This is a genomic window from Streptomyces sp. YKOK-I1, assembly GCF_054660435.1.
The window spans coordinates 1,378,276-1,402,806 of record NZ_BAAGDR010000001.1; the positions used below are offsets into that span (position 1 = coordinate 1,378,276).

The 24,531-nt window shown below is 71.4% G+C and carries 23 protein-coding genes; 7 read left to right on the top strand and 16 right to left on the bottom strand.

What is annotated here, in order from left to right:
• Nucleotides 1-51: 51 nt before the first annotated feature.
• Genes ACYQ8Q_RS05600 through ACYQ8Q_RS05620 form a run of 5 tightly spaced genes read right to left on the bottom strand, consistent with a single transcriptional unit; the run spans nucleotide 52 to nucleotide 3,857 of the window.
• Complete coding sequence (locus ACYQ8Q_RS05600) at nucleotides 52-870, bottom strand: beta-keto acid cleavage family enzyme (protein ID WP_460062484.1); 819 nt, start codon at nucleotides 868-870, stop codon at nucleotides 52-54.
• Entirely contained in the window at nucleotides 867-1,229 is a 363-nt protein-coding gene (locus ACYQ8Q_RS05605; protein WP_460062486.1) for a cupin domain-containing protein, read from the bottom strand. The genes ACYQ8Q_RS05600 and ACYQ8Q_RS05605 overlap by 4 nt, the downstream gene beginning before the upstream one ends.
• A 7-nt stretch (nucleotides 1,230-1,236) precedes the next feature.
• A complete protein-coding gene (locus ACYQ8Q_RS05610; RefSeq protein ID WP_460062487.1) occupies nucleotides 1,237-2,064 on the bottom strand; it encodes a cyclase family protein in 828 nt (275 codons plus the stop codon).
• Nucleotides 2,065-2,112: 48 nt separating this feature from the next.
• Nucleotides 2,113-3,075, bottom strand: a complete 963-nt coding sequence (locus ACYQ8Q_RS05615) for a 3-hydroxyacyl-CoA dehydrogenase family protein (RefSeq protein ID WP_460062489.1) — start codon at nucleotides 3,073-3,075, stop codon at nucleotides 2,113-2,115.
• A complete protein-coding gene (locus ACYQ8Q_RS05620) occupies nucleotides 3,069-3,857 on the bottom strand; it encodes an SDR family NAD(P)-dependent oxidoreductase (protein ID WP_460062491.1) in 789 nt (262 codons plus the stop codon). Before ACYQ8Q_RS05620 ends, ACYQ8Q_RS05615 begins: the two co-directional genes overlap by 7 nt.
• Nucleotides 3,858-4,173: 316 nt before the next feature.
• Here ACYQ8Q_RS05620 and ACYQ8Q_RS05625 point away from each other — a divergent pair, with 316 nt between their 5' ends.
• Genes ACYQ8Q_RS05625 through ACYQ8Q_RS05645 form a run of 5 tightly spaced genes read left to right on the top strand, consistent with a single transcriptional unit; the run spans nucleotide 4,174 to nucleotide 10,681 of the window.
• Nucleotides 4,174-4,971 carry a crotonase/enoyl-CoA hydratase family protein gene (locus ACYQ8Q_RS05625; RefSeq protein WP_460062492.1) on the top strand — a complete coding sequence of 266 codons (798 nt, stop codon included), beginning with the start codon at nucleotides 4,174-4,176 and terminating at the stop codon, nucleotides 4,969-4,971.
• Between the two features lie 37 nt (nucleotides 4,972-5,008).
• Nucleotides 5,009-7,192, top strand: coding sequence for an acetate--CoA ligase family protein (locus tag ACYQ8Q_RS05630; RefSeq protein WP_460062494.1), 2,184 nt, complete (start codon nucleotides 5,009-5,011; stop codon nucleotides 7,190-7,192).
• On the top strand, nucleotides 7,189-8,589 hold the full coding sequence (locus ACYQ8Q_RS05635) for a 3-hydroxyacyl-CoA dehydrogenase (protein WP_460062495.1): 1,401 nt from the start codon (nucleotides 7,189-7,191) through the stop codon (nucleotides 8,587-8,589). Before ACYQ8Q_RS05630 ends, ACYQ8Q_RS05635 begins: the two co-directional genes overlap by 4 nt.
• A 17-nt stretch (nucleotides 8,590-8,606) precedes the next feature.
• Entirely contained in the window at nucleotides 8,607-9,470 is an 864-nt protein-coding gene (locus tag ACYQ8Q_RS05640) for an amidohydrolase family protein (protein ID WP_460073184.1), read from the top strand.
• A gap of 56 nt (nucleotides 9,471-9,526) precedes the next feature.
• Entirely contained in the window at nucleotides 9,527-10,681 is a 1,155-nt protein-coding gene (locus tag ACYQ8Q_RS05645) for an acyl-CoA dehydrogenase family protein (protein WP_460062497.1), read from the top strand.
• Nucleotides 10,682-10,949: 268 nt separating this feature from the next.
• Here ACYQ8Q_RS05645 and ACYQ8Q_RS05650 read toward each other — a convergent pair whose 3' ends face one another.
• The 5 genes from ACYQ8Q_RS05650 to ACYQ8Q_RS05670 form a co-directional block, all read right to left on the bottom strand.
• Nucleotides 10,950-11,909, bottom strand: coding sequence for an AraC family transcriptional regulator (locus ACYQ8Q_RS05650; protein WP_460062499.1), 960 nt, complete (start codon nucleotides 11,907-11,909; stop codon nucleotides 10,950-10,952).
• Nucleotides 11,910-11,985: 76 nt separating this feature from the next.
• Nucleotides 11,986-13,551: a class I adenylate-forming enzyme family protein gene (locus ACYQ8Q_RS05655; RefSeq protein ID WP_460062500.1), complete on the bottom strand. Its 1,566-nt coding sequence runs from the start codon at nucleotides 13,549-13,551 to the stop codon at nucleotides 11,986-11,988.
• Nucleotides 13,552-13,701: 150 nt separating this feature from the next.
• Nucleotides 13,702-14,586 (bottom strand): fumarylacetoacetate hydrolase family protein, encoded by an 885-nt coding sequence (locus ACYQ8Q_RS05660; protein ID WP_460062502.1) that lies wholly within the window; start codon nucleotides 14,584-14,586, stop codon nucleotides 13,702-13,704.
• A 124-nt stretch (nucleotides 14,587-14,710) separates the two neighbouring features.
• Nucleotides 14,711-15,604 carry an LLM class F420-dependent oxidoreductase gene (locus tag ACYQ8Q_RS05665; protein ID WP_460062504.1) on the bottom strand — a complete coding sequence of 298 codons (894 nt, stop codon included), beginning with the start codon at nucleotides 15,602-15,604 and terminating at the stop codon, nucleotides 14,711-14,713.
• Nucleotides 15,601-16,176, bottom strand: coding sequence for a flavin reductase family protein (locus tag ACYQ8Q_RS05670; protein WP_460062506.1), 576 nt, complete (start codon nucleotides 16,174-16,176; stop codon nucleotides 15,601-15,603). Before ACYQ8Q_RS05670 ends, ACYQ8Q_RS05665 begins: the two co-directional genes overlap by 4 nt.
• Nucleotides 16,177-16,452: 276 nt before the next feature.
• Between ACYQ8Q_RS05670 and ACYQ8Q_RS05675 the strand changes: the two genes are divergently transcribed.
• Together ACYQ8Q_RS05675 and ACYQ8Q_RS05680 are read left to right on the top strand one after the other, a co-directional pair.
• Nucleotides 16,453-17,562, top strand: coding sequence for an LLM class flavin-dependent oxidoreductase (locus tag ACYQ8Q_RS05675; protein WP_460062508.1), 1,110 nt, complete (start codon nucleotides 16,453-16,455; stop codon nucleotides 17,560-17,562).
• 17 nt (nucleotides 17,563-17,579) lie between these two features.
• On the top strand, nucleotides 17,580-18,401 hold the full coding sequence (locus tag ACYQ8Q_RS05680; RefSeq protein WP_460062509.1) for an alpha/beta fold hydrolase: 822 nt from the start codon (nucleotides 17,580-17,582) through the stop codon (nucleotides 18,399-18,401).
• A gap of 171 nt (nucleotides 18,402-18,572) precedes the next feature.
• Here the strand turns inward: ACYQ8Q_RS05680 and ACYQ8Q_RS05685 are convergent, their stop codons facing one another.
• The 6 genes from ACYQ8Q_RS05685 to ACYQ8Q_RS05710 all read right to left on the bottom strand — a co-directional run bounded on the left by ACYQ8Q_RS05685 (nucleotide 18,573) and on the right by ACYQ8Q_RS05710 (nucleotide 24,511).
• Entirely contained in the window at nucleotides 18,573-19,703 is a 1,131-nt protein-coding gene (locus ACYQ8Q_RS05685; protein ID WP_460062510.1) for a DUF3500 domain-containing protein, read from the bottom strand.
• A gap of 230 nt (nucleotides 19,704-19,933) precedes the next feature.
• Entirely contained in the window at nucleotides 19,934-20,671 is a 738-nt protein-coding gene (locus tag ACYQ8Q_RS05690) for a GntR family transcriptional regulator (protein ID WP_460062513.1), read from the bottom strand.
• A 91-nt stretch (nucleotides 20,672-20,762) separates the two neighbouring features.
• Nucleotides 20,763-21,548: an enoyl-CoA hydratase/isomerase family protein gene (locus tag ACYQ8Q_RS05695; RefSeq protein WP_460062514.1), complete on the bottom strand. Its 786-nt coding sequence runs from the start codon at nucleotides 21,546-21,548 to the stop codon at nucleotides 20,763-20,765.
• Nucleotides 21,549-21,585: 37 nt separating this feature from the next.
• Nucleotides 21,586-22,767, bottom strand: a complete 1,182-nt coding sequence (locus ACYQ8Q_RS05700; RefSeq protein ID WP_460062516.1) for a thiolase family protein — start codon at nucleotides 22,765-22,767, stop codon at nucleotides 21,586-21,588.
• A 62-nt stretch (nucleotides 22,768-22,829) separates the two neighbouring features.
• Entirely contained in the window at nucleotides 22,830-23,504 is a 675-nt protein-coding gene (locus tag ACYQ8Q_RS05705; RefSeq protein ID WP_460062517.1) for a GntR family transcriptional regulator, read from the bottom strand.
• A 68-nt stretch (nucleotides 23,505-23,572) separates the two neighbouring features.
• A complete protein-coding gene (locus tag ACYQ8Q_RS05710) occupies nucleotides 23,573-24,511 on the bottom strand; it encodes an SDR family oxidoreductase (RefSeq protein ID WP_460062519.1) in 939 nt (312 codons plus the stop codon).
• Nucleotides 24,512-24,531: the final 20 nt, after the last annotated feature.

Genomic DNA, 24,531 nt, shown 5'->3' on the forward strand with positions numbered 1-24,531 from the left:
GCCCGCACCGCCCGCGGCGTGGTGCCGCTGTGCGGGGAGGGCGGCACGGGCTCATGGGCGCCGCGGCAGCCCCAGCAGGGCCTCGGTCTCGGCGACCGAGGCGATCTGCAGGTCCAGGCCGCGCGCGAGCTGGACCGTCCGGGCCACCAGCGGCTCGTTGCCCTGGGTGAGCTCGCCCTTGCGGAGGTAGAGCGTGTCCTCCATCCCCGCACGGGCGTTTCCGCCCAGGGACAGCGCCATGGCCGTCAGGTTCAGGTTCTCCCTGCCGATGGCGATGATCTGCCAGATCGCGCCCTCGGGAAGGCGGCGCACCAGGGTGAGGAGGTTGTCCGCGGTGGCGGCCGCCCCGCCGGCGACCCCGAGCACGATGCTGAACTGCAGGGGGCCGTCGAGGAGTCCCTCGTCGCGCAGGCGCAGACAGGCGTCCACGTGCCCGGTGTCGTAGATCTCCAGTTCCGGTTTGACGCCCAGCTCCTGCATCCGGGCCGCGAGCCGCCGGACCCCGTCGGGCGGATTGCGGAACTCGCCGGCTCCGAAACTCATGCTGCAGGGGTTCAGGGTCGCCATCCGGGGACGCAGCTCCACGAGCTTCTCCCGCTCCTCGAACGGCACCTCCAGCCCCACGCCCGTGGAGAGCTGGATGAGGATCGGGCACCGCTCCGCGATGAGATCCATGGCGCGCCGGGCGATGCCGAGATCGGCGGTGGGGCGGTCCTGCTCGTCGCGTACGTGGATGTGGGCGACGGAGGCACCGAGGCGGTACGCCTTCTCCACGGCCTCGGCGATCTCGTGCGGCTGGGTGGGCAGCGAGGGGTTGTCGCTGCGCCGGGCGATCGGCCCGGTGGGGGCGACGGTGAGGACGACACTCATGGCCTGCCTCCGGGGGTCGGATGGGCGATGACGACGAGCAGACGGGCGCCGGCACCGGTTCGGTTCTCCAGAGACCGCACGGTGCCGCGGGGCAGGTGGACGGAGTCGCCCGCGCCCAGCGTCTCGGCGGTGCCGTCCTCGACGGTGAGCGTGAGTTCGCCGTCGAGGACGTAGTAGACCGTCTCCTCGGCGGTCGGCGAACTCTGCGCGGCACCGCCCGGGTGGTAGTAGGACTCCCCCAGCCAGAAACGGCCGGTCGGTCCTGCCTCGTGGCCCTGGAGCCGTCGGGCGTCGACTCCGTCGTGCAGGGGCGGGAAGTAGGCGGGGGCGGACTCCCCCCGGATGATGCGAGCAGCCACGGGCCCCTCAGCCCCTCTCGATGCGGTAGGTCCCCGTGGGGTCCGCGATCGCCACGAGACGGACGATGCAGCCGTCGCCGCCCACCCAGCGCCAGGGGAAGGCCGCGAAGGTGAGCCGCTTGCCGGTCACCTTGTCGAGGTCGCCGCCGATGTTCTCGAAGCCGTAGATGCCGGCGTTGAGGATCGCGTTGTGGCAGGGCTCCCAGTACGGGAAGTCCTCCTTGACCGACCGGCCCGTCTCCTCCTCGTACTCACGCACCGCCCACGGGAGCAGGCCGCCGGTCTCCTCACTGGGACCGTGCGGGCCGATGGCCGTGCCCAGCGGGTGGTCGAGCGCCTGGCAGTCGGAGCCGACCGCCTTGACCTGGCGTTCCACGAACCACTCGCCGGCCTCCTTGTAGAAGCCGGGTGAGTACGCGTAGTACTCGGCGCTGTCGGCGTACCTGCGGTGCCAGCCGGTATTGACGATGACGAAGTCGCCCGGCCGGACCTCGGTGACCGACGCGGCCTTCTCCAGGTCGTCGGCGGTGACGACCTCCCACTTCTGCTTGGGGATGTCGAGCACCACGCCGGTGCCGAAGAAGTTCCGCAGCGGGATCTCGTGGAGGAGCGGAGTGCCCTCGATGACGTGCCCCGGCGCGTCGATGTGCGTGCCCGAGTGCATGACCGTGGTGATCTTCTGGGTCAGCACCCGGCTCTTGGCCATGCCGTGGAGCCGCTCGATCTTCACGTCCTCGAAGTACGGCCAGGCGGGCACGCCGTGTCCCCAGGGGTGCGAGAGGTCATAGAACTGGAGGTCCTGCTCGTTGGGGCCTTCCGCCCAGGTGTACGTCATGGTCTGTCTCCTTCGTGATGTCCGGGTACGGGGTACGGGGTGCGGGGTTCAGGAGTGTCGTGCGGCGAGTTCCGACGCGACATGGGCGGCGAGCGCGGCGCCGGCCGCCTGCCGGGCCCCCGGGGGCCAGACGAAGAGGCCCTGACCGGTCTTCGCGCCCAGGTGGCCCGCGCGGATGAGGTCGTCGAGTGCGGGGTGGGGCGTGACCGAGCGGTCCAGGACGGGGAAGACGGCCTCGTGGATGGCCCGGGTGAGGTCCAGTCCCACGTAGTCGGCGTTCGTCAGCGGGCCCATCTCGCCCAGCCGCAGGCCGATGGTGTCGCGGACCACCAGGTCGACGGTTTCGGCATCGGCGACGCCCTCGGCGACCAGCGCGATCGCCTCACGCCACAGGGCGTGCTGGAGGCGGTTGCCGACGAAGCCCGGAACGTCCCTGCGCACCCAGACCGGCCGCTTGCCGAGGTGGTTCAACAGGGCCATCACGTCCGCGACGACGCCGAGGCTCGTGCTCTCGCCCTGGACGACCTCGACGATCGGGATGAGGTCCGGGGGATTCCACCAGTGGGTGCCGACGGCCCTGCTCGGATCGTCGATGCCCGCGGAGATCGCCGAGATGGGGAGGACGGAGGAGTTCGAGGCGAGCACGGCGGTCTCCGTGAGCCCGGCCATCCGTGCGAACAGCGCGCGCTTGAGGTCGAGGTTCTCGGCCACGGCCTCGGTGACCAGGTCCGCTCCGTCGAGGGCCTCCTCCAGACGTACGGTGGTCCGGACCTCGCCAGGGTGGTCGCCCCGTGTGCGCGCCAGGTGCTGTGCCTCGCGGCCGGCTTCGGGAAGGACCGACGGGTCCGTGTCCGTGAGGGTGACTGCGAGCCCTCCCGACGCCAGGACCCCGGCGAGGCGCCGTCCCATCAGACCGGCCCCCACGACGGCGACCGAACGGAAGCGGGAGTGGTCCCCGGCGGGAAGCGTCGCGGGTGTGGCGTCCGGGCCGGGGGGCGGCGAGGTCAGCATGAGGTGTAGCCGCCGTCCAGATACAGGACCTGACCGGTGAGGAACGCCGAGGCGTCGCTGAGCAGGTAGACGAGCGCGCCGGAGAAGTCGTCCGGCTCGGCGAGCCTGCCCAGCGGGATGCGGCTGAGCATGGTCTCGCGCGTCGCCGTGCCCTTGTCGTCGTCGGCGTACATCCACGCGGTCAGTTCCGACCGGAACACGGTGGGGGCCAGGGCGTTGACCCTGATCCCGTCCTTGCCCCACTCCGCGGCCAGGCTCTTGGCGAGGAGGTCGACAGCGGCCTTGGACGGGGAGTAGGCGCTGTAGCCGGCGGGATGCCCGAGCCTGCCGCGGGTCGACGAGACCAGCACGACGCTCCCGCCCTCTCCCTGCGCGAGCAGTTGGCGGCCGACGGCCTGACACGTCAGCCACGCGCCGCGGACGTTGGCGTCCATGACGGTGTCGAAGTCGGCGACGGGCATGTCGACGATGGGGGCGACCTTGTTGACTCCGGCCGAGGCCAGCACGCCGTCGAGACGCCCGAACGCCTCGACCGCGCGGGCCACCATCGCCTCGGCGTCGGCGGGGCTGTCGGGACGCCGGTGGACGGTGGCCACCCGCTCCTTCGGCAGTTCGCCGGCCAGGAGCTCCAGTGCGTCCGCGTTACCACCGGCCAGCACCACGTTGGCGCCGGCTGCGGTGAGGGCGCGCGCAGCCGCACTGCCCAGGGCGCCGGAGGCTCCGGTGATCAGAACCGTCCTGCCTTCGACATCGAACAGATGGAGGGGGGATACGACGCTCATCACTTCCTACTTCCACGATGCGGGTCGTTTCGACCGCGTTACGGGACATTAAGTCGACGGCTGGGGCAGGGTCAAGGGACGACGCGAGAGACGGACACCACTCCCCGGAGAGCGGCGAAGCCCGGGACGGCCGGTCGGGCAAGGGGAGGCCGGCGTTCACGGCGGACCTGTCACCGTCCGGGCGCCGGGGGGGGAGACCCTGAGATCCGTGGACGATCGGGTCGGTTTGAGCGACATCCTGCCATAGACAGTCTGTTCTCCCCGGGGTGTGCTGATGCGTGGGATCAGCCGGTCACGAACACGAGGAGCCACGGTCATGGCCGAGGAACACATCACCTACGAACTCGACGGCAACGTGGCGTTGATCGGGATCAACCGCCCGGAGAAACGCAACGCCCTGACGGAGGGCATGCATGCCGAACTCGGCCGCCTGGCGGAGCGGGCCGGTCAGGAGGCGAAGGCCGCCGTCGTCTTCGGCGTGGGCGCCCACTTCTCCGCCGGCCTCGATCTGGCCGAGCTCATGAAGGAACTCCACAGCGGTCGGGGGCCGCAGCCGGCCCTGGGCCGGCACATCCCGCACGTCGCCTTCGACCACATCGCCCGCGGACGGATCCCCTTCATCGCGGCACTGAGCGGTGCGGTGGTCGGGGCGGGGCTGGAGGTGGCGGCGTCGGCGCACATCCGGGTCGCCGACGACACCGCCTTCTTCGGACTGCCCGAGGCACAGCGCGGCATCTTCGTCGGCGCCGGCGGCTCCGTTCGCATCCAGCGGCTGATCGGCAACGCCAGGATGACGGACATGATGCTCACCGGCCGCGTCCTCGACGCCGACGAGGCCCTCGCCCAGAACCTGGTGCAGTACCGGGTGGGGGCTGGTGACGCCCTCGACAGGGCCCGTGAGATCGCCAGGGCCGTCGCCGGCAACACCGCCCAGTCCAACTGGGCGATCACCCAGGGCCTGAGCCGCGTCAACGACATGTCCTACGACGACGCCCTGTTCGTGGAGACCCTCGTGGCCCGCAACTCCGTCTCCGCCGGCTCGGACGACCGGCTGCGCGACTTCGTCGAGAAGCGCGCCAAGCCGCTCGACCGGCCTGCCACCCCCAAGCGCTGACACCCGGAAGAGGAAGCCTTCGATGAGGAAGCCTTCAATGACGAAGTCCTCGACGCGTGCAGGTCTTTCGGCCGCCGGAGACCCGGGGCCGGTCGCCAGGGTGCTCGCCCCCCGGTCCGTCGCGATCGTCGGGGTGTCCGCGAAGCCGGGGTCCCCCGGCCGCCGTCTCCTCGACGCCTTCGTGCGCGACGAGTTCCGCGGTGACATCTACCTGGTCGGACGCTCGGGCGGGCAGGTCGCCGGGCAGGTCGTGCTGCCCCGTGTGGACGACCTGCCCAAGGGCGTGGACCTCGCCCTGATCGTCCTGCCCGCGACCGGCGTCAGGGAAGCGGTGGAAGCCTGCGTCCGCAGGAGCGTGGGCGCGGCCATGGTGTACGCCGCCGGCTTCGCCGAGTTCGGCGACACGGGGCGCGCCGAGCAGGCAGAGATCACGCGGGTGGCCCGCGAGGGCGGCATGCCCCTGGTCGGCCCCAACTGCGTCGGCAACACCAACTACGTGGACCGGCTCAGCACGGTGTTCCTGCCTCAGCCGCCCACCGAGCGGCTCCCCGAAGGGACGACCGGCGCGATCGCCGTGCTGTCCCAGAGCGGCGGCCTGATGGGCATGATGAGCCAGGGCCTGCAGACCCGGGGGCTCCCCATGTCGTATCGGATCTCGACCGGGAACGAGGCCACGCTCACCCTCGCCGACTACCTCGACCATCTCGCGGACGACCCCGCGACCGGCGGCTTCGTGATCTACGCCGAGGACATTCGCGATCCGCAGGGTTTCCTGCGTGCGGTGCGCAAGGCGCGGTCGCACGGCAAGTCGGTCGTCCTGACCCACGCGGGCCGCAGCGAGCGCGGGCAGCGGGCGGCGGCCTCCCACACCGGGGCGCTCGCCGCGGACTACGGCGTGATGAGGACCCTCGCCACCCAGGCAGGTGCCTGTGTGGTCGAGTCCTTGGAGGAGCTGCTCGACGTCACGGAGATCCTCGCCCGCTATCCGCAGCCGCCGACCGGCGGCATCGGGGTCGCCACGACCTCGGGGGCGTTCTGCGCGATCGCCCTGGACGCCCTCGGACCGCACGGCATCGACGTGCCGGAGTTGTCCCCGCGCACGACGAAGGCCCTGACCGAGCGGCTGCCCTCCTATCTGAAGCCGGACAACCCGCTGGACCTCGGCACGGAGCCGGCCACCGACGTCGAGCTGTGCAACGACGCCCTTGTCACCCTGCTGGCCGACGAGCGCATCGGCTCGGTCGTGCTCGCCCTCCCGTTCGTCGCCGCCCGTACCAACCAGGCCGTGCTGGAGCAGGTCGCCCGGGCCGCGCCCGGACAGCCCAAGCCGGTCGTCACCACGTTCTTCGGCGATGTCGCGCCGATACCCGAGGACTTCCGGGGCTATGCCGTCGAGCACGCGATGATCGTCTCGACCTCGCCGGAGCGCATGATGCGCGCGATGGCCACCGCCACCCGCTACGGCCGGTCACTCGCCAGGATCGCCGACGAACACGGCACGGACCGACCCCCGCAGGGCCTGCCGGAGCTGATGCCCGGCCCGCAGCCGGAGTGGCTGGGCAAGCGGCTTGCGGCCGCGGCCGGCGTGCCCGTCCCGGACGGCGCACTGGCCACAACGGTCGAGGAGGCGGTCGCCGTGGCCGCGAAGGTGGGCTACCCGGTCGCGGCGAAGGCCCAGGCGGCCGAGCTGCGGCACAAGACGGAAGCGGGCGCTCTGGTGCTCGGCATCAGGGACGAAGTCGAACTGCGCGCCGCCTGGGAGCGACTGACCGCGCGGGCCGCGGCCGCGGGTGTGCGGACCCTCGACGGCGTTCTCGTCGAGGCCATGGCCTCGGGAGGCGTCGAGCTGATGGTCGGGGCCAGACGGCACCCGGCATGGGGGCCGGTCGTGATGGTCGGTCTCGGCGGTGTGTGGGTGGAGGCCATCGGGGACGTACGGCTGATCCCGCCGGGGCTCTGCGAAGAGGACATCGTGACGGAGCTGCGCGCGCTGCGGTCGGCGAAACTGCTGGACGGTTTCCGCGGCGCTCCCCCGGCCGACCTCTCCGCCGTGGCCCGAGTCGTGGCCACGGTCGGGCAGCTGATGACAGCGCACCCGGAGATCCTCGAACTCGACATCAACCCGCTGCTCGCGGCGCCCGACGCCGCCACCGCACTCGACGTGCTGGTCGTGTGCGCATCCGAGGAAGAGCCGAACGGACAGGCGGTGGACGGGACATGAGCCGGAACGAAGAGACGACAGGGGCCCCCGCCGGGGAGGCGGAGGTCCTGGAGTACGTGCGGCGGGCGCACCGACTGGCCGGGCTCCTCCCGGGCCTGCCCGAGGTGGGCGAGCACTGGCGGCCGGGCCGGGCCGCGGTGGTGGGCGCCGGCACCATGGGCGGCGGGATCGCGGTGGCGCTGGCCAACGCGGGCATCCCCGTCGTGCTCGTCGACCGAAGCGGCGAGGACGTGCGGCGGGGACTGGCGAAGATCGAGGACACCTATGCGGTGAGCGTGCGCCGGGGACGCCTGGAACAGGCCGTGGCCGACGAACGCACCGCCCTGATCACCGCGGCCGACGACCTGGCCGCGGTGGCGGACGCCGACATGATCGTCGAGGCCGTCTTCGAGGACCTGCCGCTGAAGCTGGAGGTGTTCGCGGGCCTCGACCGGTACGCGAAGCAGGACGCGGTCCTCGGCACCAACACCTCGGCGCTCGACATCGACGCCATCGCCGCCGCGACCAGCCGGCCCGAACAGGTCATCGGCACGCACTTCTTCAGCCCCGCGAACGTCATGCGCCTGCTCGAGGTCATCCCCGGCACGAAGACGGCACCACTGACCGAGGCCCGCGTGATGGCCCTCGGCCGGCTGCTGGGCAAGGTGCCGGTCCGGGCCGGCAACCAGTACGGGTTCATCGGCAACGCGATGCTGATCGACTACCTGCGCGAGGCGGACTTCCTGGTGGAGGAGGGTGCCTTCCCCAGCGAGGTCGACCGCGTCCTGAAGGAGTTCGGCCTCGCGATGGGCCCGTACACCATGGGTGACATGTCGGGACTCGCCGTCCTCGCGGACGTCAAGCGCAAGGAAGCCGCGGCGCGGGCGCAGGACCGTCGGCACAGCGATCTCGCCCTGCTCCCGGTCGGCCTCGGCCGGCTCGGGCAGAAGACGGGCGCCGGCTGGTACCGGTACGAGGAGAACGACCGGACACCGCACCGGGACCCCGAGATGGACCGGCGGATCGTCGAGTACTCGGAGCGGATCGGGGTGGAGCGCCGGGTGATCGGCGACGAGGAGATCCTCAAGCGCTGCCTGTACGCCCTGGTCAACCGGGCGGCACACCTGCTGGAACAGCGGGTCGCGACCCGTCCCGGCGACGTCGACCTGGTCTGGGTCACCGGTTACGGCTTCCCTGCCGACAAGGGCGGCCCGCTGTACTGGGCCGACAGGATCGGGCCGGCGGAGGTGCTGGCCGATGTGCAGCGCCTGCACGAGGAGCACGGCGCGTGGTGGGAACCGGCCCCGCTGCTGGTGCGGCTCGGCCGCACGGGCGCCACGTTCGCCTCCCTGGACCCGCTGAACTCCCCGGACTCCCCGGACTCCCCGGCCGCGAGCGCGGACGGAGCGTCGTCATGACCGCCTACCGGCCCGCGATCGACCTCGGCGCGATCACGGCGCTCGACATGCACACCCACGTTCACGCCTCCGTGAAAGCGCCCGAGGACGAGCCGGACGCGGAACGCACGGCCATGGCCTCGTACTTCAAGACCGGCCAGTCGCTGGCCGGGACGCTGCCGGGCCTCGCCTCCTACTACCGCGACCGGGGCATCGCGGCCGTCACCTTCACCGTCGACCGGGGCCCGGCCAGGCCCGAGCCCACACTGACCAGCGACGAGATCGTCGAACTGGCGGCGGCCAACAACGACATCGTGATCCCGTTCGCCAGCGTGCACCCCGACCGCGGCGAGGAGGGCGCCCGCCTCGCGGAGCGCTTCATCGTCGAGGGCGGGGTCCGCGGGTTCAAGTTCCATCCGAACGGACAGGCCTTCTTCCCCAACGACCGCAAGGCGTACGCCCTGTACGAGGTCCTCAACGCCCATCGTGTTCCCGCGCTGTTCCACACCGGGCAGAGCGGGGCCGGAGCGGGCGCCCCGGGCGGTGGCGGCTTCCGGCTCAAGTACTCCAACCCGCTGCACCTGGACGACGTCGCGGCCGACTTCCCCGACATGCCGATCGTGCTGGCGCACCCCTCCTTCCCCTGGCAGGAGGAGGCGCTGGCGGTCGCCGTGCACAAACCGCAGGTGTACATCGAGCTGTCCGGCTGGTCACCGAAGTACTTCCCGCCGATCCTCGTCCAGTACGCCAACACGCTGCTGCGCGACAAGGTCCTCTTCGGCAGCGACTTCCCGCTGATCACCCCGGAGCGCTGGCTGGCGGACCTGGAGAAGACCGACATCAGGGACGAGGTCAAGCCCGCACTGCTCAAGGACAACGCCGTACGGCTCCTGGGACTGTGAGCCGACGCCCCTCCTCTTCCTCCCCCGTCCCCCGCCAACACCCTGAGAGGGCCGCAATGATCGACTTCTCGCTCTCCGAAGAGGAGCGTGCCGTACGCGACACGATCCGGCAGTTCGTCGACCGCGAGCTGAAGCCGTTGGAGGAGACCATGCTGCGCAACGAGCGGCAGGGCCTCCCGTCGCTCGAGGCCGGTGTCCTCGCCGACATCCAGCAGAAGGCCCGTGTCGCGGGCTACTGGGGACTGGCCGTCCCCGAGGAGTACGGCGGCATGGAACTCGGTGCCGTCATGCACGCCATCGTCGAGATGGAACTGGGGCGCACCTTCGTCCCGTTCGAGTTCGGCGGGAACGCCGACAACATCCTCTTCGCCTGCACCGAGGAGCAGGCGGAGACCTATCTGCTGCCGGTCGTCGCGGGCGAACGCCGTGCCTGTTTCGCCATCACCGAGCCGGGGGCGGGCTCCGACGCCCGCAACATCCGCACCTCGGCCCGCCGCGACGGCGGCGACTGGGTGATCAACGGTGAGAAGACCTTCATCACCGACGGCTCCGAGGCGGACTTCTGCATCCTGTTCGCCCGCACCGAGGACGGCGTCACGGCCTTCCTGGTGGACCGGGGTCTGGGCTGGACGTCCTCGCCGATCCCGCTGATGGGCGACTGGCCGGCCGCATCGCTGTCCTTCGAGGACGTACGGGTGCCGGCCGGGAACGTGCTGGGCGAGGTCGGGGGCGGCCTCGAACTCGCGCTGTCCTGGATCGGGCAGAAGAGGTACCTCATCCCCGCCCGTGCGGTGGGCGCCTCGGAGCGGCTGCTGGGGATGGCCGTCGAGCACGCGCGCATACGTGAGTCGATGGGCCGGCCGATCGCGGACTACCAGGCCATCCAGTGGCAGATCGCCGACAGCCAGGTGGAGATCGAGTCCGCGAAGTGGCTCACCCTGCACGCGGCCTGGCGGGCTCAGCAGGGCCTGGACGCCCGGCACGCGACCGCGATCGCCAAGCTCCACGGATCGGTGATCGCCAACCAGGTCGTCGACCGGGTGCTGCAGATCCACGGCGGCATGGGCTACACCAAGGAGCTGCCCGTGGAGCGCTGGTACCGCAACCTGCGGGTCATGCGGATCTTCGAGGGCACGGACGAGATCCAGCGCCGTACCATCGCCCGCAACCTGCTGAAGGGACACGTCTCTCTGGGCACCATCGGCGAGTGAGCCCGCCCCCTGACCGTCTGCGTATCGCCGAGGACGAAGCCGGACTGCCGCACTGCCGGGCGGTCGTCCGGCCGGCCCGGCGTAGCCGGTCACCGCGTACGGGAAGTGCCCGGCCGGGGTGGCGTACCCGACCACGGGACCGTGGGCGCGGAGCCTCGCTCGTGTGTCCCGAGGGCAGGTGGCCCCTCGGGAGGACGGCGCCGTCAGCCCCGCCGCGGGTCCGCCAGGCCGCAGGCAGGCGTCGGCGTACGCCTTCGCGGCGGCGGGTTCAGCCGACGCCGCCGCGTTCGGACCGGCACCGGGAGCGGTACTCGCGCGGCGCGCACGTCAACGCGGCACCGAACGCCCGGCGGAACGCTGCCTCGCTGCGGTAGCCGACCGCCGCGGCGATCCGGTCGACCGGGGTTGCGGTGGTGGCGAGCAGATTCGCCGCGGTCGCCATGCGCCAGTCGCCGAGGTAGGACAGCGGCGTCTGGCCGACGGCCGTGGCGAAGCGGGCCGCGAACGCCGAGCGGGACAGTCCGCAGACGGCCGCGAGGGAGGCGACCGTCCAGGCCCCACCGGGGTCGGCGTGCATGGCCTTGATGGCGGGGGCGACCAGCGGGTCGCCCAGGGCGCGCATCCCGGGCCGCCCGGACAAGTCGTGCGCCTGCTCGCGGAGGACCAGAATGAGCAGGATCTCCGAGAGCCGGCTGATCACGCGGGTGCTCGCGGGCCCCGGTGCCGCGCTCTCCGCGATCATCATGTCGGCGACCCGTCCGAGCTGACTGGTGCCGGCAGAGTCCGCGGCCGGGATGTGGATCAACGGCGGCAGGTTGTCGAGGAGCCGTCCCCGTGGTGCGTCGCCCAGTCGCATCATGCAGCACACGAACGAGGTGACGGGATCCCCATGGCTCAGCCGCAACGGGGCCGGTGCCGCCGCGACGTCGGGCGGGAGCCTGAACTTCCAGGTGGGGGTGGCGGGATGAGACCCGTCGTGCAGGTAGCCGCCGACGTCGCGCAGGTAGACGACCAGGTCGCCGGGTCCCAGAACCACCTCCTCGCCGTCCGGGTGCTGTGGCACGAGATGGCTGCGCCCGGAGGCCTGGACGAGGATCGCGAGCAGTCCACTGGACTCTCCGTCCACCCGCCACGGCGGTGTCAGGTCGACCCGTCCGGCGACGACGGTCCGCAGCCGGTGCACGTCCAGCAGTGAGGCCAGGACGTCGACGCTGTCGGAGTCGGTCATGCGGGGCCTTCCCGTACCGGATGCCCTTCCGTGTCGAACACGCAGGGACCCATGGACGCCGAGGTCTGTTATGGCTTCATTCTGTCATGGATAGTCCACTCTCCTGGGCTGCGCGACGGATCTCCCGCTTGAGGATCTTGCCTGTGCCGGACTTCGGCAGGGGCTCGGTGCGCACGTCCACGGACTTGGGCACCTTGTAGCGGGCGATGCGCTCACGCAGGTGGTCGATCAGCTCGGCCTCCGTCAGGCCGGACCCGGCGTCGGTGACGACCACGGCGTGCACGCGCTCGCCCCAGCGCTCGTCCGGGACACCGACGACGGCGACCTCCTGCACCTGCGGGTGGGCGTCCAGCACGCGCTCCACCTCCAGGGAGTACACGTTCTCCCCACCGGTGATGATCATGTCCTTGATCCGGTCGACGAGGTACACATAGCCGTCCTCGTCGCAGTATCCGCCGTCGCCGGTGCGGTACCAGCCGTCCACCAGGACGCGGCCGGTCTCCTCGGGGAGGTTGTGGTAGCCGAGCATGACGTTCGGGCCCCGGACCCAGACCTCGCCGACGGTGCCGTCCGGGACCGGGCGGGCCTCCGCGTCCCGGATCTCCAGTTGCACGCCGGGCAGCGCGTACCCGACCGAGCCCAGCCGCTCCGGGTGGTCCCCGTCCAGCGCCTGGCGGTGGTCCTGGGGCGAGAGGACGGTGAGCCCCGGGCTGGTCTCCGACGTTCCGTATCCCTGGACGAGTTCGCAGCCCAGTGCGGTGATCGCCCGGCGCAGCTGCTTCTCCGACATGGGGGAGGCGCCGTAGTGCAGCAGGCGCAGGCTGCCGAGGTCCGCGGGACGGGCGTCGAGGTGGTCGAGGACCATGTGGATCATGGTGGGTACCAGGAACGCGACGGTGGCCCGGTGCCTGGCCACGTCCTCCACATAGCCCCCGGGAGTGAACCGGGGCGTCAGCACATGGGTGCCGCCGACCCAGGTGACCGCGTGGATCATCTGTGCGCCGGCCGCGTGGAAGAACGGCGGGGCGTGCAGGACGACGTCGTCGCGGGTGAACCCGTCCTGGTGCCAGAGCGCCTTGCAGTTGGCCAGGATGTTGGCGTGGCTGAGCATCACGCCCTTGGAGCGTCCGGTCGTGCCTCCGGTGTACAGGAGGACGGCGAGGGAGTCGGAGTCGAGTTCGGGCGGTGCCACCCCCTCGGCGGCCAGGAGCGACTCGTAGGGCGCACAGTCGTCCGGGCAGGCGCCGTCGCCGACATACAGCAGGCGTTTGAGCCCGAGAACGCGCTCGCGTACGGCGCGGCCCGCATCGAGGTTCAGCGCGTCCACGATCAGGGTCTCGGCGCCGCAGTCCTCCAGCATGGCGGCCAGCTCCGGTACGGCCAGGCGGGTGTTGAGGCTGGTGAACACGCGCCCGTACGCGGGCACCGCCAGCCAGGCCTCCATGTGTTCCAGGGTGTTCGCGAGCAGCACCGCGACGACCGCGCCGGGTGCGATGCCCGCCTCGTCGAGGCCGGCCCCGAAACGCCGGACGCGCTGGTGCAGTTCGTGGTAGGTGAGGCGCCGCTCCCCCTCGATGACGGCCGTCCGTGCGCCGTGGGAGCGGGCCGCGCTCTCCAGCGGCCAGGCCAGTGTTCCCTGCATTCTGCGATCTCCTTCGACAGCAGAGGCGTCCAGCGCGCTGGGCCTTCTGACGTGTTGTCCATGAACAGTGCAGTGGTCGGGTCGTGGGGTGGTCGGGTACTGGAGCACCTGTGAGCGGCACTTGAACCGCTCAGGACCGCTCAGGACCGCTCAGGACCGCTTCTCCGCGAGGTAGCGGTTGCGCAGGGCGCCGATGCCCTCGACGCGTGCCTCGAACTCGTCGCCGTCACCCAGCAGTCGGGGCGGCCGCCGGACGACACCGACCCCGGACGGGGTGCCGGTGAGGATCAGGTCACCGGGCTCCAGGGTGAGGAACGTCGAGAGGTACGTGACCAGTTCGGTGACCCCGAAGACCATGCTGCTGGTGCGGTCGTCCTGCATGACCTCGCCGTTGAGCGCTCCGGTGATCCGCAGGTCGGGGCGTACTCCTCCGAGCCGCTCCGCGGGGACGACGACCGGCCCGAGCGGGGTGAGTCCGTCCCACGCCTTCCCGGCGGTACGGCCCCGGGTGTGGGCCTGGTAGTCGCGTACGGAACCGTCGTTGGCGACGGTGTAGCCGAACACGACGTCGGCCACCTGCCCGGCGGGCACACGGCGGCAGCGTCTGCCGATCACGACGGCGAGTTCGCTCTCGAAGTCGACCTGGTCCGACTCCGGTGGCAGGGCGAGCTCGGCGCGGGGGCCGGCCAGCGCGTTGTCCCACTTGGGGAACAGGTCCGGGTAGGGCGGGGCGGCGGCGTTGCCCGTCTCGCCGATGTGGGCCGGGTAGTTCTGCCCGACACAGATGATCTTGCGCGGGCGGCCGACGGGGCTCAGCAGACCGGTCTCGGCCAGCGCGACCGCCTCGCCCGGTTCGATGCGGGCGGCGTCGCCCGCGGCGGCCTCCAGCAGCGGGGGCAGATCGGCGAAGGCCGCCCCGTCGACCGTGGCGAGATGCGCCGAGTCGGCCCCCGGCCGGTACAGCACCATGGCGGCGCCGTCCGGCAGGTCCGCTCGGCCCAGGCCGACGCCGTCGGCCCATGCGCGTTCCGTCATGACCACTCTCCTCGTACCCGGCCGGTGTCCGCCCGGGCATCGGTGCCCACGGCCGTCCCGGCGTCGGTCGGTTCCTCAGGGGCTCCGCACCCTGCCCGCCGCACCCGGAGCCACCTGCCCGCTTTCAGCCCCGCAGGACGTCCATGGCGTGGGCGAGGGCCGCGATCTGGTCGTCGGGAGTGCCGCCGACGATGCGGTTGCCCAGGCCGAGATGGGTCGCGCCGGCCTTGGACCATGCGTCCAGGACATCGCGCCACTTGTCCTCGGGCACCACCTGGGTGAGCAGCCTGGCCTCGACGCCGACCGCGTCCGCGGGCCGTCCCGCTTCCCGTACGTACCCGCGCAGCCGGTCCACGGTCTCGTGCGCCTTCTCCGGGTGCAGGCCGAGCGGAGCGATCATCTTGTAGCCGTCGGCGAGCCGCGCGATGCGGCGCAGGGCCCGGTCGGTGGGAACGCCGTCCGTGGGCGCACCGCGCGCGAACCCGCCCGCACCCATCCACACCGGGATACGCCGGTTCGGCCGAGGGTGGACGGCGACCCCGGTCAGCCGGTGGAACCGGCCCGTGTAGGTCACGTCGGGCCCGGCCCACAGCAGGCGCATCACCTCGACCTGTTCCTCCAGTCGCGCGCCACGCTCGCGGGGGTTCTGACCGAGGGCGGTCACCTCGCGCTCGTTCCAGCCGACGGACACGCCGAGGCGCAGCCGCCCGCCCGACAACAGGTCGACCTCGGCGGCCTGCTTGGCGGCGAGCACCGTGGGGCGCAGGGGCAGCAGCATCATCGAGGTGGTGATCTCGATGCGGCTGGTGACGGCGGCGACGTAGGCGGCGAAGGTCATGGCCTCGTGCCAGGGGTCGTCGTGGGAGAAGCCGGGCGGCAGCGGCGTGTCGGTGGTCACCGCCACGTGCTCGGAGAAGCACAGGCTGTCGTAGCCCAGTTCCTCCGCCGCCTGGGCGACGTCCCGGATGGCCTCCGGTGCGCCGAAGTACGCCAGGTCACAGCTGAGTCCGACGGTCAAGGGGCACTCCTGGACGGGTCGTGGTGCACGGCGGGGGGCGTCGCGTCGGGAGCGGCGGTCGGCACGGCGTGCGTGCCGAACGCCCGGCGGTGGTAGGTGAGGGGTGCGGTGTCCCGGCAGGCGGCGGAACTGACCGTGCCGAGGGCCACGAGGTGGTCGCCCCCTTCGACGAAACGGGTCACCTCGCAGGCGAGCCAGCCGATGACGCCCCCCAGCCGGGGCAGCCCGCAGTCCTCCCACCAGGCGATCCCGGCGAACCTGTCGGCTCCCTTGCCCGCGAAGTTCAGCGCCAGGTCACCCTGGTCGGCACTCAGGACGTTGAGGCCGAACCTGCGGGTGTGCTCCAGGATCGACAACAGCGCGGAACCGCCGTCCAGCGCGAGCATGACCATCGGCGGGTCGAGGGAGAGCGCCGAGAAGGCGCTGACCGTGGTGCCGTGCGGCCGGCCCTCGGTGACGGCCGTCGCGACGGCGACGGGGGTGCACACCGATCCCATGACGCGTCGGAAGAGGTCGGCGGGCACACCGCCACGGGCCGGAGGCGCGGGCTGCGAAGGAGCGGTGGTTCTCATGGGGACCGCCTTCTCGGACGTGGCGTGAACGGTACGTCGGGCGACCTCTACAGCGTGGTGCTGATGTGTCACCTAGGTCAAGCTGATGTTTCATATTTTCGTCCGACGGAAGGACGAGCCGAGACGGAGAGGCCGTGTCCGACCTGTTGACGCCGCCCACGCCGCAAACCTAGCTTGTGAAATATCAGGCGAGATTCTCTGCCACAGCAGAAGCCGCGTGACGCGGCAGCCCTCCGGCTCCTACGCCGGTGTCTCCTCTTCCGAAGGGGTTCCCGCATGCAGGTCGAGCTCTTCTCTCCCGTCAGGTACTACGGCAAGCTCGAAACACCGGAGCACTGGCCCCTGCGGCCCCGGTGGTACGACAGCGAACAGGGCACGAGGTCCGTCCGGCTCGGCCTCGAACAGATGGAGGCCGCCCACGAGGCCGGGTTCGACCAGCTCAACGTGGCCGAGCACCACTACACGGCGCAGCTCACGCCGGTTCCGCACCTGTTCGCCGCCGCGATCGGTGAGCGGCTGCCCGACGCCAGGATCGGCGTCATGGGCACGGACCTCCCCCTGCACAACCCGGTCCTGGTCGCCGAGCAGTACGCCACGCTCGACACCATGCTGGGGGGCCGGCTGCGGTTCGCCCTGCTGCGCGGCACCCCGAACGAGTACATGACGTACGGCACCAACCCCTGGGAGTCCCGGGAGCAGTTCGAGGAAGCCGTCGAGCTGGTCATCCGGGCCCTGACGGAGCCCGAGCCGTTCGGCTGGGAGGGCAGGTACTACCGCTACCGGAACATCGCCCTGTTCCCCCAGCCGGTGCAGAAGCCCCACCCGAGGATCCTGCTGTCGGCCAACAGTCTCGCGTCCGCCCGGTTCGCCGGACGCATGCGCTGCGACGCCGGTTTCAGCTTCATGGCGGCGGAGGAGGCCGTCCCTCTCGTGGCCGCGTATCGCGAGGCCGCCGAGGAGGCCGGGTGGACGCCGACGGCGGACAACATCCTCTACCGGCAGGGCGCCTACGTCGCCGAGACCGACGAGCAGGCCCGGCTCGACACCGGCGACCGGTGGCCGTGGGGAGCGGGGATCGCGTCCACCGACAACCTCGAGGTCTTCCTCACCGTGGCCACGGCGGGGGCGGCGATGGCCGGGGCCCCCAAGGGGGCGCCGCTGGACCCTTCGATGGCGCCGCAGTTCGGGCCGTCCTTCCTGGGCGGCCCGGAGACCGTGCTCGAACAGATCCGGGAGGTGGAGCGGCACGTCGGCATGGGGCGCGTGGAGCTCGTCCTCGTGGATCCCAGCGGTTCGCTCGACCATGACCAGGTGATGCGCTCCATCAAGCTCATCGGCCGGGAGCTGATCCCCGCCCTGCACGCCGACGCCCCGACCACCGTCTGACCGCTCAGGAGCCGCAGATGACAACCGCGACAACCACCGAGCCCGGCACGGGCTTCACCACGCACTCGGTCGAGGCCGACGGCTTCACCGTCCGGTACCACGAGGCCGGAGAGGGCGTCCCGCTGGTCGTGCTGCACGGCGCGGGCGGACCGGCGTTGTCCTTCGCGCTGGATCTGCTCGCCGAGCGTTTCCGGGTGCTCCTCCTCGAAATGCCCGGCTTCGGCGAACAGCCCAACGACCGTCATCGGTCGCTCGCCGAGATGGCCGCGACCGTCGACGCGGTCACGGCGGCTCTCGGCCTGGACGCCTACCACCTGCTGGGCACCTCGTTCGGAGGCGCCGTCGCCACCTTCCTCGCGCTGGAGCACCCGCAGCGGCTGGTCTCCCTGGTGCTGGAGGCCCCGGCGACCTTCCGGGAGGGCGAGACCCGGCCCTCCCCCGACCTGCCCCCGGACGAGATGCGCCGCATGTTCCGCCGGAACCCCGAGCGCGTCCCTGCCTGGCGGCCCCCCGACCCGGCCGGCATGGCCCGCTCCTGGCCGCTGGTCGGACGGTTGCTGGGTGCGCTGCCGCACCGTGACGAGCGGGTGGTGGCCCGTCTCGCGGAGTGTCAGGTGCGCACGCTCGTCGTGTACGGCGACTGCGACGGGGTGATCCCGCCGGAGAACGGGCGCACGTTCAAGGCCGCCATGCCGAACTGCAACTTCGTCCTCATCCACCGGGCGGCTCACGACGCCCAGGCGGACCGGCCCGAGGCCTTCGCGGACCTGGTCGGGGACTTCCTCAGCCGGGGCTGGGCGTTCCTGCTGCCCGAGGAGTCCACTCTGATCAACCCGTGAACCGGGGCACCGCCCCATGATCCCGCGGCGGCCGGTCGCGGCGGCGGACGACGGACGGACGTACCGTGTCCCGCCCCGCGGCCGGCCGCCGCGCCGTCACGCGCCGACGGCGGCCGGGGCTCCGGGGGCGTGCCGCCACCCGGAGCCGGTCACGCGTGCCCTCGCGTGCCCTCATTCGTCCGCGACGCTGGACCGCAGCCGCGTGTCCAGGTGGTGCCCCGTGGTGCGCTCCCGCTCGTAGTGGTCGGCGAGCAGGTCGTGGCCGAGGTCGTTGCGGTAGTCCCGCCACATGGAGTGGACGTGGTTGCCGTTGTCGATGGCGTTGTCGAACTCGACCAGCAGGGACGCCCCTTGGATGCGGAAGTAGTGGGGCGTGCCGGGTTCCTGTCCCCCGGCCCAGCAGAAGTAGAGGTTGTCCAGGCCCTCCCGCTCGACCCGGGCGAGCTGCTTGAGCGCCAGTTCGTCGGGCATCCGGCGCAGGAAGGTCGCGACGAGCGCCACGAGCGCGTCGCCCTGTCCGCCGCCGAGGTCGCTCCCGCACACGCCCTTCGGGTCGTCCTTGCTGAACTTCAGGGCCTCACGGTCCTCGTCGGTGATGCGGTACCAGGGAATGCCCAGGTCCTCGTGGTCGGGATACTCCACCTTGCCGATGAACGGCACCTGCCGGGTGACGTAGTCGGCGGGCGCCACCGTGTGGATGACCGTCCGCTCCCGCTGCGCCGGAGTGAGCGAGCGCAGCAGCGCGAAGGCCTGGTCCTCCTCGTGCGCCAGCGGGGCGAGGACACCGGCGCGCGCGGGCTGGGCGCCCAGGTTGCACGGGGTGACGGTGAGCCAGCGCTGGCCGACGACGGTGTAGCTCAGGGAGACATGGTGCCCGAGGAAGCGCCAGCCCCAGGTGTCCTCGAAGCCGGGCCGGCCGTAGAAGGCAAGGAAGTACTGGTCGCTGTTGCGGAAGTCGCCCGTGGGCGCGCCCAGCGCCTGCTGCTCACGCTCGCGCAGGATGTTCTCCATCGCCATGACCTGCAGTACCTGGGTGTAGCCCTGCTCGCTCAGCGAGGCCGCCAGGAGGCTGTGCACGAGGGTGCGCTGATGGGGGTTCAGCCGGGCGAGCGGTATGCCCTGGCGGTCCGGCTTGGGGATGAAGTCCCAGTCGGTGCGGCCCGGATGGTCCATCGGGAACTCGCACTCGCGACGCTGGGAGCCGTCCAGGCTGTACAGCAGTGCCCAGGTGGTCACGAGCATCCGGCGGATGGTCTCCGGGGCTTCGTACGTCTGCGTCGCGGTGTGGGCCTCGATCGTCATGTCAGACCGTTCCTGGCCGGCTGCCGCGGTGGCCGTGGGGCGGGGAACCGTGCGGCAGCGGCCCGTGTCAGGGCCGCGGACGTGATCCGGCGGCCACGGTGAATGCCTTCTGACGCCGCGGGGAGTGGGCGTGCGCCCGGATGCGGCCCCGCCCGCGGAGATCCACACGGAGGTACACGACTCGCCCCTCCTTGTGATATGTCAGACATTAGGTCTGACATATCAGAGTGTCAAGACTCCTGCCGCTCCGGTGGCCTGCCCAGCGGAACGACCTCGGTCGCGATCACGGACGGCCAGCGGGCGAGGGTACGCAGGACCCGGTTGTGGGACTGCTCGATGTGCTGCCGCATGGACTCCGCGGCCCGGTCCCCGTCGCGGTGCAGAAAGATGTCCTTCCACGTGTCCAGATGGAGGAGCGGATCGCCGTAGTCCAGGAGTTCGGAGTCGATGACCAGGGTCCACACCCGCGAGAGCTCTCCGGACAGCCGGGCGCCCGTGGCCGTCAGGTACTCGTTCCCGGTCGCCGCGGCCAGCACGGTGAACATCTCGTCGGTGAGCTCGACCGTGCGCTGGACCACCTCGCGGGAGTGGCCCCGCTCCCTGGTGAGTGCCACCATCTCCTCGCTGAGGGCGATCATCCGGTCGAGCTGTCCGGCGGTGGCTCCGGCCACACCACGGCGGCCCACCTCCGGGCCGATGAGGGACCAGAAGTCGAAGAGGTCGTCGACCGCCTTGATGGTGAGCGGCTTGACCTGGTAGCCCTTCCTCGGCAGGGTGCGCACCAGCCCCTCGTGGTCGAGGCGGGTCAGCGCGTCCCGGACCGGTGAGATCCCGAATCCCGTGTCGGCGGCCAGCCGCCGTTCGGTGAGCCGCGCGCCCGGAGCGAGCCGGCAGCTGATGATGTCACCCCGGATCCGCAGATAGGCGGACTCCCCCAGGGGCACGGCATCGGGTCGGGGTTCGCTCACGGGTCCTGGTCCCTCCTCACGCCTGCACGGGCTGCGGCGCTCGCCGCGACGCAGCCTACCGGATGCATCGCACAAGGGACTCTGTGACATATCAGGAGGCGGGCCCACCCCCGGCGCTCTTCGGGCCACGGGCGACGAACGCGTCGACCAGCGTCTTGGCCTCGGTTCCCCCGACCGCCCGGGCGATCACCCTGGCCTCCTCCCGGCCCGTCTCCTCCCGGGTCGGATGCTGGGAGCGCAGCAGGAGCCGGGTCTGTCCGAGGGCGTGAGCCGGTCCCGCGGCGAGCCGTTCGGCGAGCCGTACGGCCCGTGCGTCGGCGGACTCGTCGTCCACGACCTCGCTGACCAGCCCCCAGTCGGCGGCCTCCGCCGCCGTGAGCACCCGGCCGGTGAGGGCGAGTTCGAGTGCGCGCTGCTGTCCTATGGCCCGCGGCAGGAGGTGGGAGACCCCGCAGTCGGGTGTCAGCCCGATGTCCGCGTACGCCATGACGAACTTCGTCGAGGCGCCCGACACGATCACGTCGCAGCTGAGCATCAGCGCCAGGCCCGCGCCCGCCACAGCCCCCCTGACCCCCGCCACGACCGGCTTGGGCAGGGCGGCCAGCCTGCGCAGGACCTCGTCGAACTCCGTGGCCAGCCGCTCCAGGTACGCGGGCCGGTCGGGCGCGGCGGCCATCGCCGCCACATCGCCGCCGGCGCAGAACCTCCGGCCCTCCCCCAGGACGACGACGGCGCGCACATCGTCGCGGGCCGCCCGGTCGACCGCCGCACCGAAGGCGCGTGCGGTCGCCAGATCGACGGCGTTGGCCCTCTCCGGCCTGGCGAGAACGATCCGGACCACTCCCTCCTCGTACTCACAGCGGACGGGATCGGTCATGGGGCACTCACTCCTTCCTCGGATGTGCCGGGGTGGGTCACACACGGCGGAACAGGGCCGCGAGGGCCTGTCCACCGCCGATGCACAGGGTGACCACGCCCAGTTCCAGGTCGCGACGGACCAGGTCCTTCGCGACGCGCAGGGTGAGGATCGCCCCGGTGGCGCCCACCGGGTGGCCCAGGGCGATGGCACCCCCGTACGGGTTGACCTTCTCCGGATCCAGCCCGGCGTCCCGGATCACGGCGACGGCCTGCGCGGCGAAGGCCTCGTTCAGCTCGACCGTGTCGATGTCGGAGGGAGAGGTGCCGGTCCGCTCGAACAGCTTCCGCAGTGCGAGCACCGGTGCGTAGCCCATCAGTTCGGGTTCCATCGCGGCGGTCGCCACCGCCTCCAGGGACACCAGCGCGGGCAGGTCCCGCTCGGCCGCCACGGACTGTCCGGCCAGCACCAGGGCGGCGCCCGCGTCGTTGATGCCGGAGGAGTTCCCGGCGGTCACCGTGCCGCCGGGCTGGAACGCCGGGCGCAGACCGGCCAGGATCTCGACCGTGGTGTCCGGACGCGGGTGTTCGTCCGCGTCCACCGTCCGTGGCGCGCGGCCGCCGACCTCGACCGGGACGATCTCCTCGGCGAAGGCGGCGCGGGCCGCCTCGGAGGCGGCCCGCCGCTGGGACAGGGCCGCGAACTCGTCCTGCTCCCGGCGGGAGACGCCGTACTTGGCGGCGACGTTCTCCGCGGTGACGCCCATGTGGACGCCGTGGAAGGGGTCGGTCAGCATCAGCACCGTGCCGTCGTGGAGCGTCCGGTCGCCCAGGCGGTAGCCGGAGCGGGCGCCGAAGTCGTAGAACGGCATGCGGCTCATGTTCTCGTCGCCGCCGGCCAGCGCGATGTCCACCCCGCCCCAGCGCAGCTGCATCGCCGCCGACCAGACGGCCTGGAGGCCGCTGCCGCACAGCCGGTTGACGGTGTACGCCGGGGTGGCGACGTCCAGACCGGCCGCCAGGGCGACACGGCGGGCGTTGTACGCGTCCGGCCCGGCCTGGCCGATGCACCCCATCACGACCTCGTCGACCTCGCCGGGCGCGACGCCCGCCCGGGTCAGCGCCTCGCGTGCCGCGGCGGCGCCGAGTTCGTGTGCGGGAACGCCGGCGAACGCGCCTCCGAAACCGCCAATGGGCGTGCGCGCCCCGTCGAGGACGAGGATCTTCTCCTGCTCCGTCACGGGTTGTCCTTCCGTTGCCTACGGCTCTGCGGCCCGTCGTGTCGCAGGGCCGACGGGCCCCTTCAGGTACTGCGATGTCCCATGCCCGCGCGGGCTCCGACATCCGTGCTGTCGCGGTGGTCGTTGACGCTCTTCAGGAACCGGGCCCGGTTGCGGGCGGCGAGCGCCTTGAGGATGCGCTCGTGCTGGGCGACCGTCTGCCGGCGGTGCTCCCGTGTCGCGTAGTCGATCGCGATGAACGCGTCCGCCAGCATCCACAGCCGCCGTACCTCGTCCAGCACCAGTCCGAGGGGAGAGAGCCCGAAGATCCGCAGGTGGAACGCGTGGTTGAGGGCCACCATCTCGACCCACTCGGGCCGGTCCACCAGCCGTGCCATGTCCTCGTTGAGCGACCGCAGTTCCGCGATCACCTCGTCCGAGGGCCATACGACGGTGCGCGCCAGCTCGTTCTCGAGGAGCGCGAGCATGAGGCCGATCTGGGCGAGTTCCTCCGGAGAGCGCTTGGTGACGAAGTACCCCTGGTGGGGGCGGTGCGTCAGCTGCCCCTCGCTGGCCAGCACACTGAGCGCCTCGCGGACCGGGACCCGGCTGATCCGGAGCTGCTCCGCGATCTCCTCCTGCCGGATCTGCTCGCCGGGCAGGAGCCGGCCCTGGAGAATCTGGTTCCGCAGTTCACGCACCGCCCGCTCGGCGCTGGCGCCTTCCTTGGCCAGAGTGCGCCGATGGGTTTCCGTCACGCGATCACTCCTGGAGGTTGAATCCAATTTTGCAGGCAGTATAAGGATCACCACATCCACGGCCTCGTCTACGGCAGCAGCGTTCGCGCGTTGTCCTTCAGCCATTCCCGCAGGGTGAGCGGTCTGCGCCCGAGCGTGCGCTCGACGAAGTCGTTGCGGGCCCAGACGACCTCGTTCTCCTCCTCGTAGGTGAAGAAGTCCCAGAGCTCCGACGACGGGCGCACGCCGAACCAGTCGTACGCCTTCAGAAAGCCGTCCCTGCTGCCGTCGTGCGTGATCTCCTCGCCGAAGACCTCGCTCATGAGCTCGGCGACATCGCTGTAGCGCTTGAGGTCGTGGCCGTTGTTCAGGGTGTGGAACTGGCCGATGTGCCGGTGGTCGTCCGAGAGGAACAGGCGCCCGGCGACCTCCGCCACGTCCCCGGGGTGGATCCACGGGATGAGGCGGTCGTGCCAGACGAGCTTGCGCTCACGCCGCAGACCCTCCTTCGTGCGCATGAGGTTGTCCATGAACGTGGCGCCGATGTTCAGGTACGTCACGGGCAGACCGCTCTCGTCGAGGATCCGCTTCGCGAGGGGGTGCTGGGTGGGCAGTCCGGTTCCCAGGTCCCGTATGTGCTGCGGGAGACGGTGCGGGTTGGCCTCCGGCTGCATGCCGAGCACACGCAGGACGTGTACGGCCGTACCCGCTGCCCCGACCGCGCCGACCAGGTTCGTCATGGCGGTCTGCTCGTCCGTCCCGGTCGGGGCGATGACGAAGACGCCCTCCATCCCCTGTGCGGCCACCTCCAGCGAGGCGAGGTCGGCGTAGTCGGCGTGGACGGCTTCGGCGTACGGGAAGGCGCTCTGGAGCGCTTCGACGCGCTCCCGGTCGCTGGTCGCCACACGCAGCCGGATCCGCGGTGCCTCCTGGTGCAGGAACTCCACCAGTGGCCTGCCGATCCGGCCGGACGCGCCGAAGACGAGGACGCTGCGCGGAACGGGTTTCCTGTTGCTGTCGCGGGACATCGGAACTCCTCTCTCAGGGG

Coding starts and splice junctions, on each gene's coding strand:
- ACYQ8Q_RS05600 (WP_460062484.1), bottom strand. CDS start 870: ATGAGTGTCGTCCTCACCGTCGCCCCCACCGGGCCGATCGCCCGGCGC.
- ACYQ8Q_RS05610 (WP_460062487.1), bottom strand. CDS start 2,064: ATGACGTACACCTGGGCGGAAGGCCCCAACGAGCAGGACCTCCAGTTC.
- ACYQ8Q_RS05615 (WP_460062489.1), bottom strand. CDS start 3,075: ATGCTGACCTCGCCGCCCCCCGGCCCGGACGCCACACCCGCGACGCTT.
- ACYQ8Q_RS05620 (WP_460062491.1), bottom strand. CDS start 3,857: ATGAGCGTCGTATCCCCCCTCCATCTGTTCGATGTCGAAGGCAGGACG.
- ACYQ8Q_RS05625 (WP_460062492.1), top strand. CDS start 4,174: ATGGCCGAGGAACACATCACCTACGAACTCGACGGCAACGTGGCGTTG.
- ACYQ8Q_RS05630 (WP_460062494.1), top strand. CDS start 5,009: ATGACGAAGTCCTCGACGCGTGCAGGTCTTTCGGCCGCCGGAGACCCG.
- ACYQ8Q_RS05635 (WP_460062495.1), top strand. CDS start 7,189: ATGAGCCGGAACGAAGAGACGACAGGGGCCCCCGCCGGGGAGGCGGAG.
- ACYQ8Q_RS05645 (WP_460062497.1), top strand. CDS start 9,527: ATGATCGACTTCTCGCTCTCCGAAGAGGAGCGTGCCGTACGCGACACG.
- ACYQ8Q_RS05650 (WP_460062499.1), bottom strand. CDS start 11,909: ATGACCGACTCCGACAGCGTCGACGTCCTGGCCTCACTGCTGGACGTG.
- ACYQ8Q_RS05655 (WP_460062500.1), bottom strand. CDS start 13,551: ATGCAGGGAACACTGGCCTGGCCGCTGGAGAGCGCGGCCCGCTCCCAC.
- ACYQ8Q_RS05660 (WP_460062502.1), bottom strand. CDS start 14,586: ATGACGGAACGCGCATGGGCCGACGGCGTCGGCCTGGGCCGAGCGGAC.
- ACYQ8Q_RS05670 (WP_460062506.1), bottom strand. CDS start 16,176: ATGAGAACCACCGCTCCTTCGCAGCCCGCGCCTCCGGCCCGTGGCGGT.
- ACYQ8Q_RS05675 (WP_460062508.1), top strand. CDS start 16,453: ATGCAGGTCGAGCTCTTCTCTCCCGTCAGGTACTACGGCAAGCTCGAA.
- ACYQ8Q_RS05680 (WP_460062509.1), top strand. CDS start 17,580: ATGACAACCGCGACAACCACCGAGCCCGGCACGGGCTTCACCACGCAC.
- ACYQ8Q_RS05685 (WP_460062510.1), bottom strand. CDS start 19,703: ATGACGATCGAGGCCCACACCGCGACGCAGACGTACGAAGCCCCGGAG.
- ACYQ8Q_RS05695 (WP_460062514.1), bottom strand. CDS start 21,548: ATGACCGATCCCGTCCGCTGTGAGTACGAGGAGGGAGTGGTCCGGATC.
- ACYQ8Q_RS05710 (WP_460062519.1), bottom strand. CDS start 24,511: ATGTCCCGCGACAGCAACAGGAAACCCGTTCCGCGCAGCGTCCTCGTC.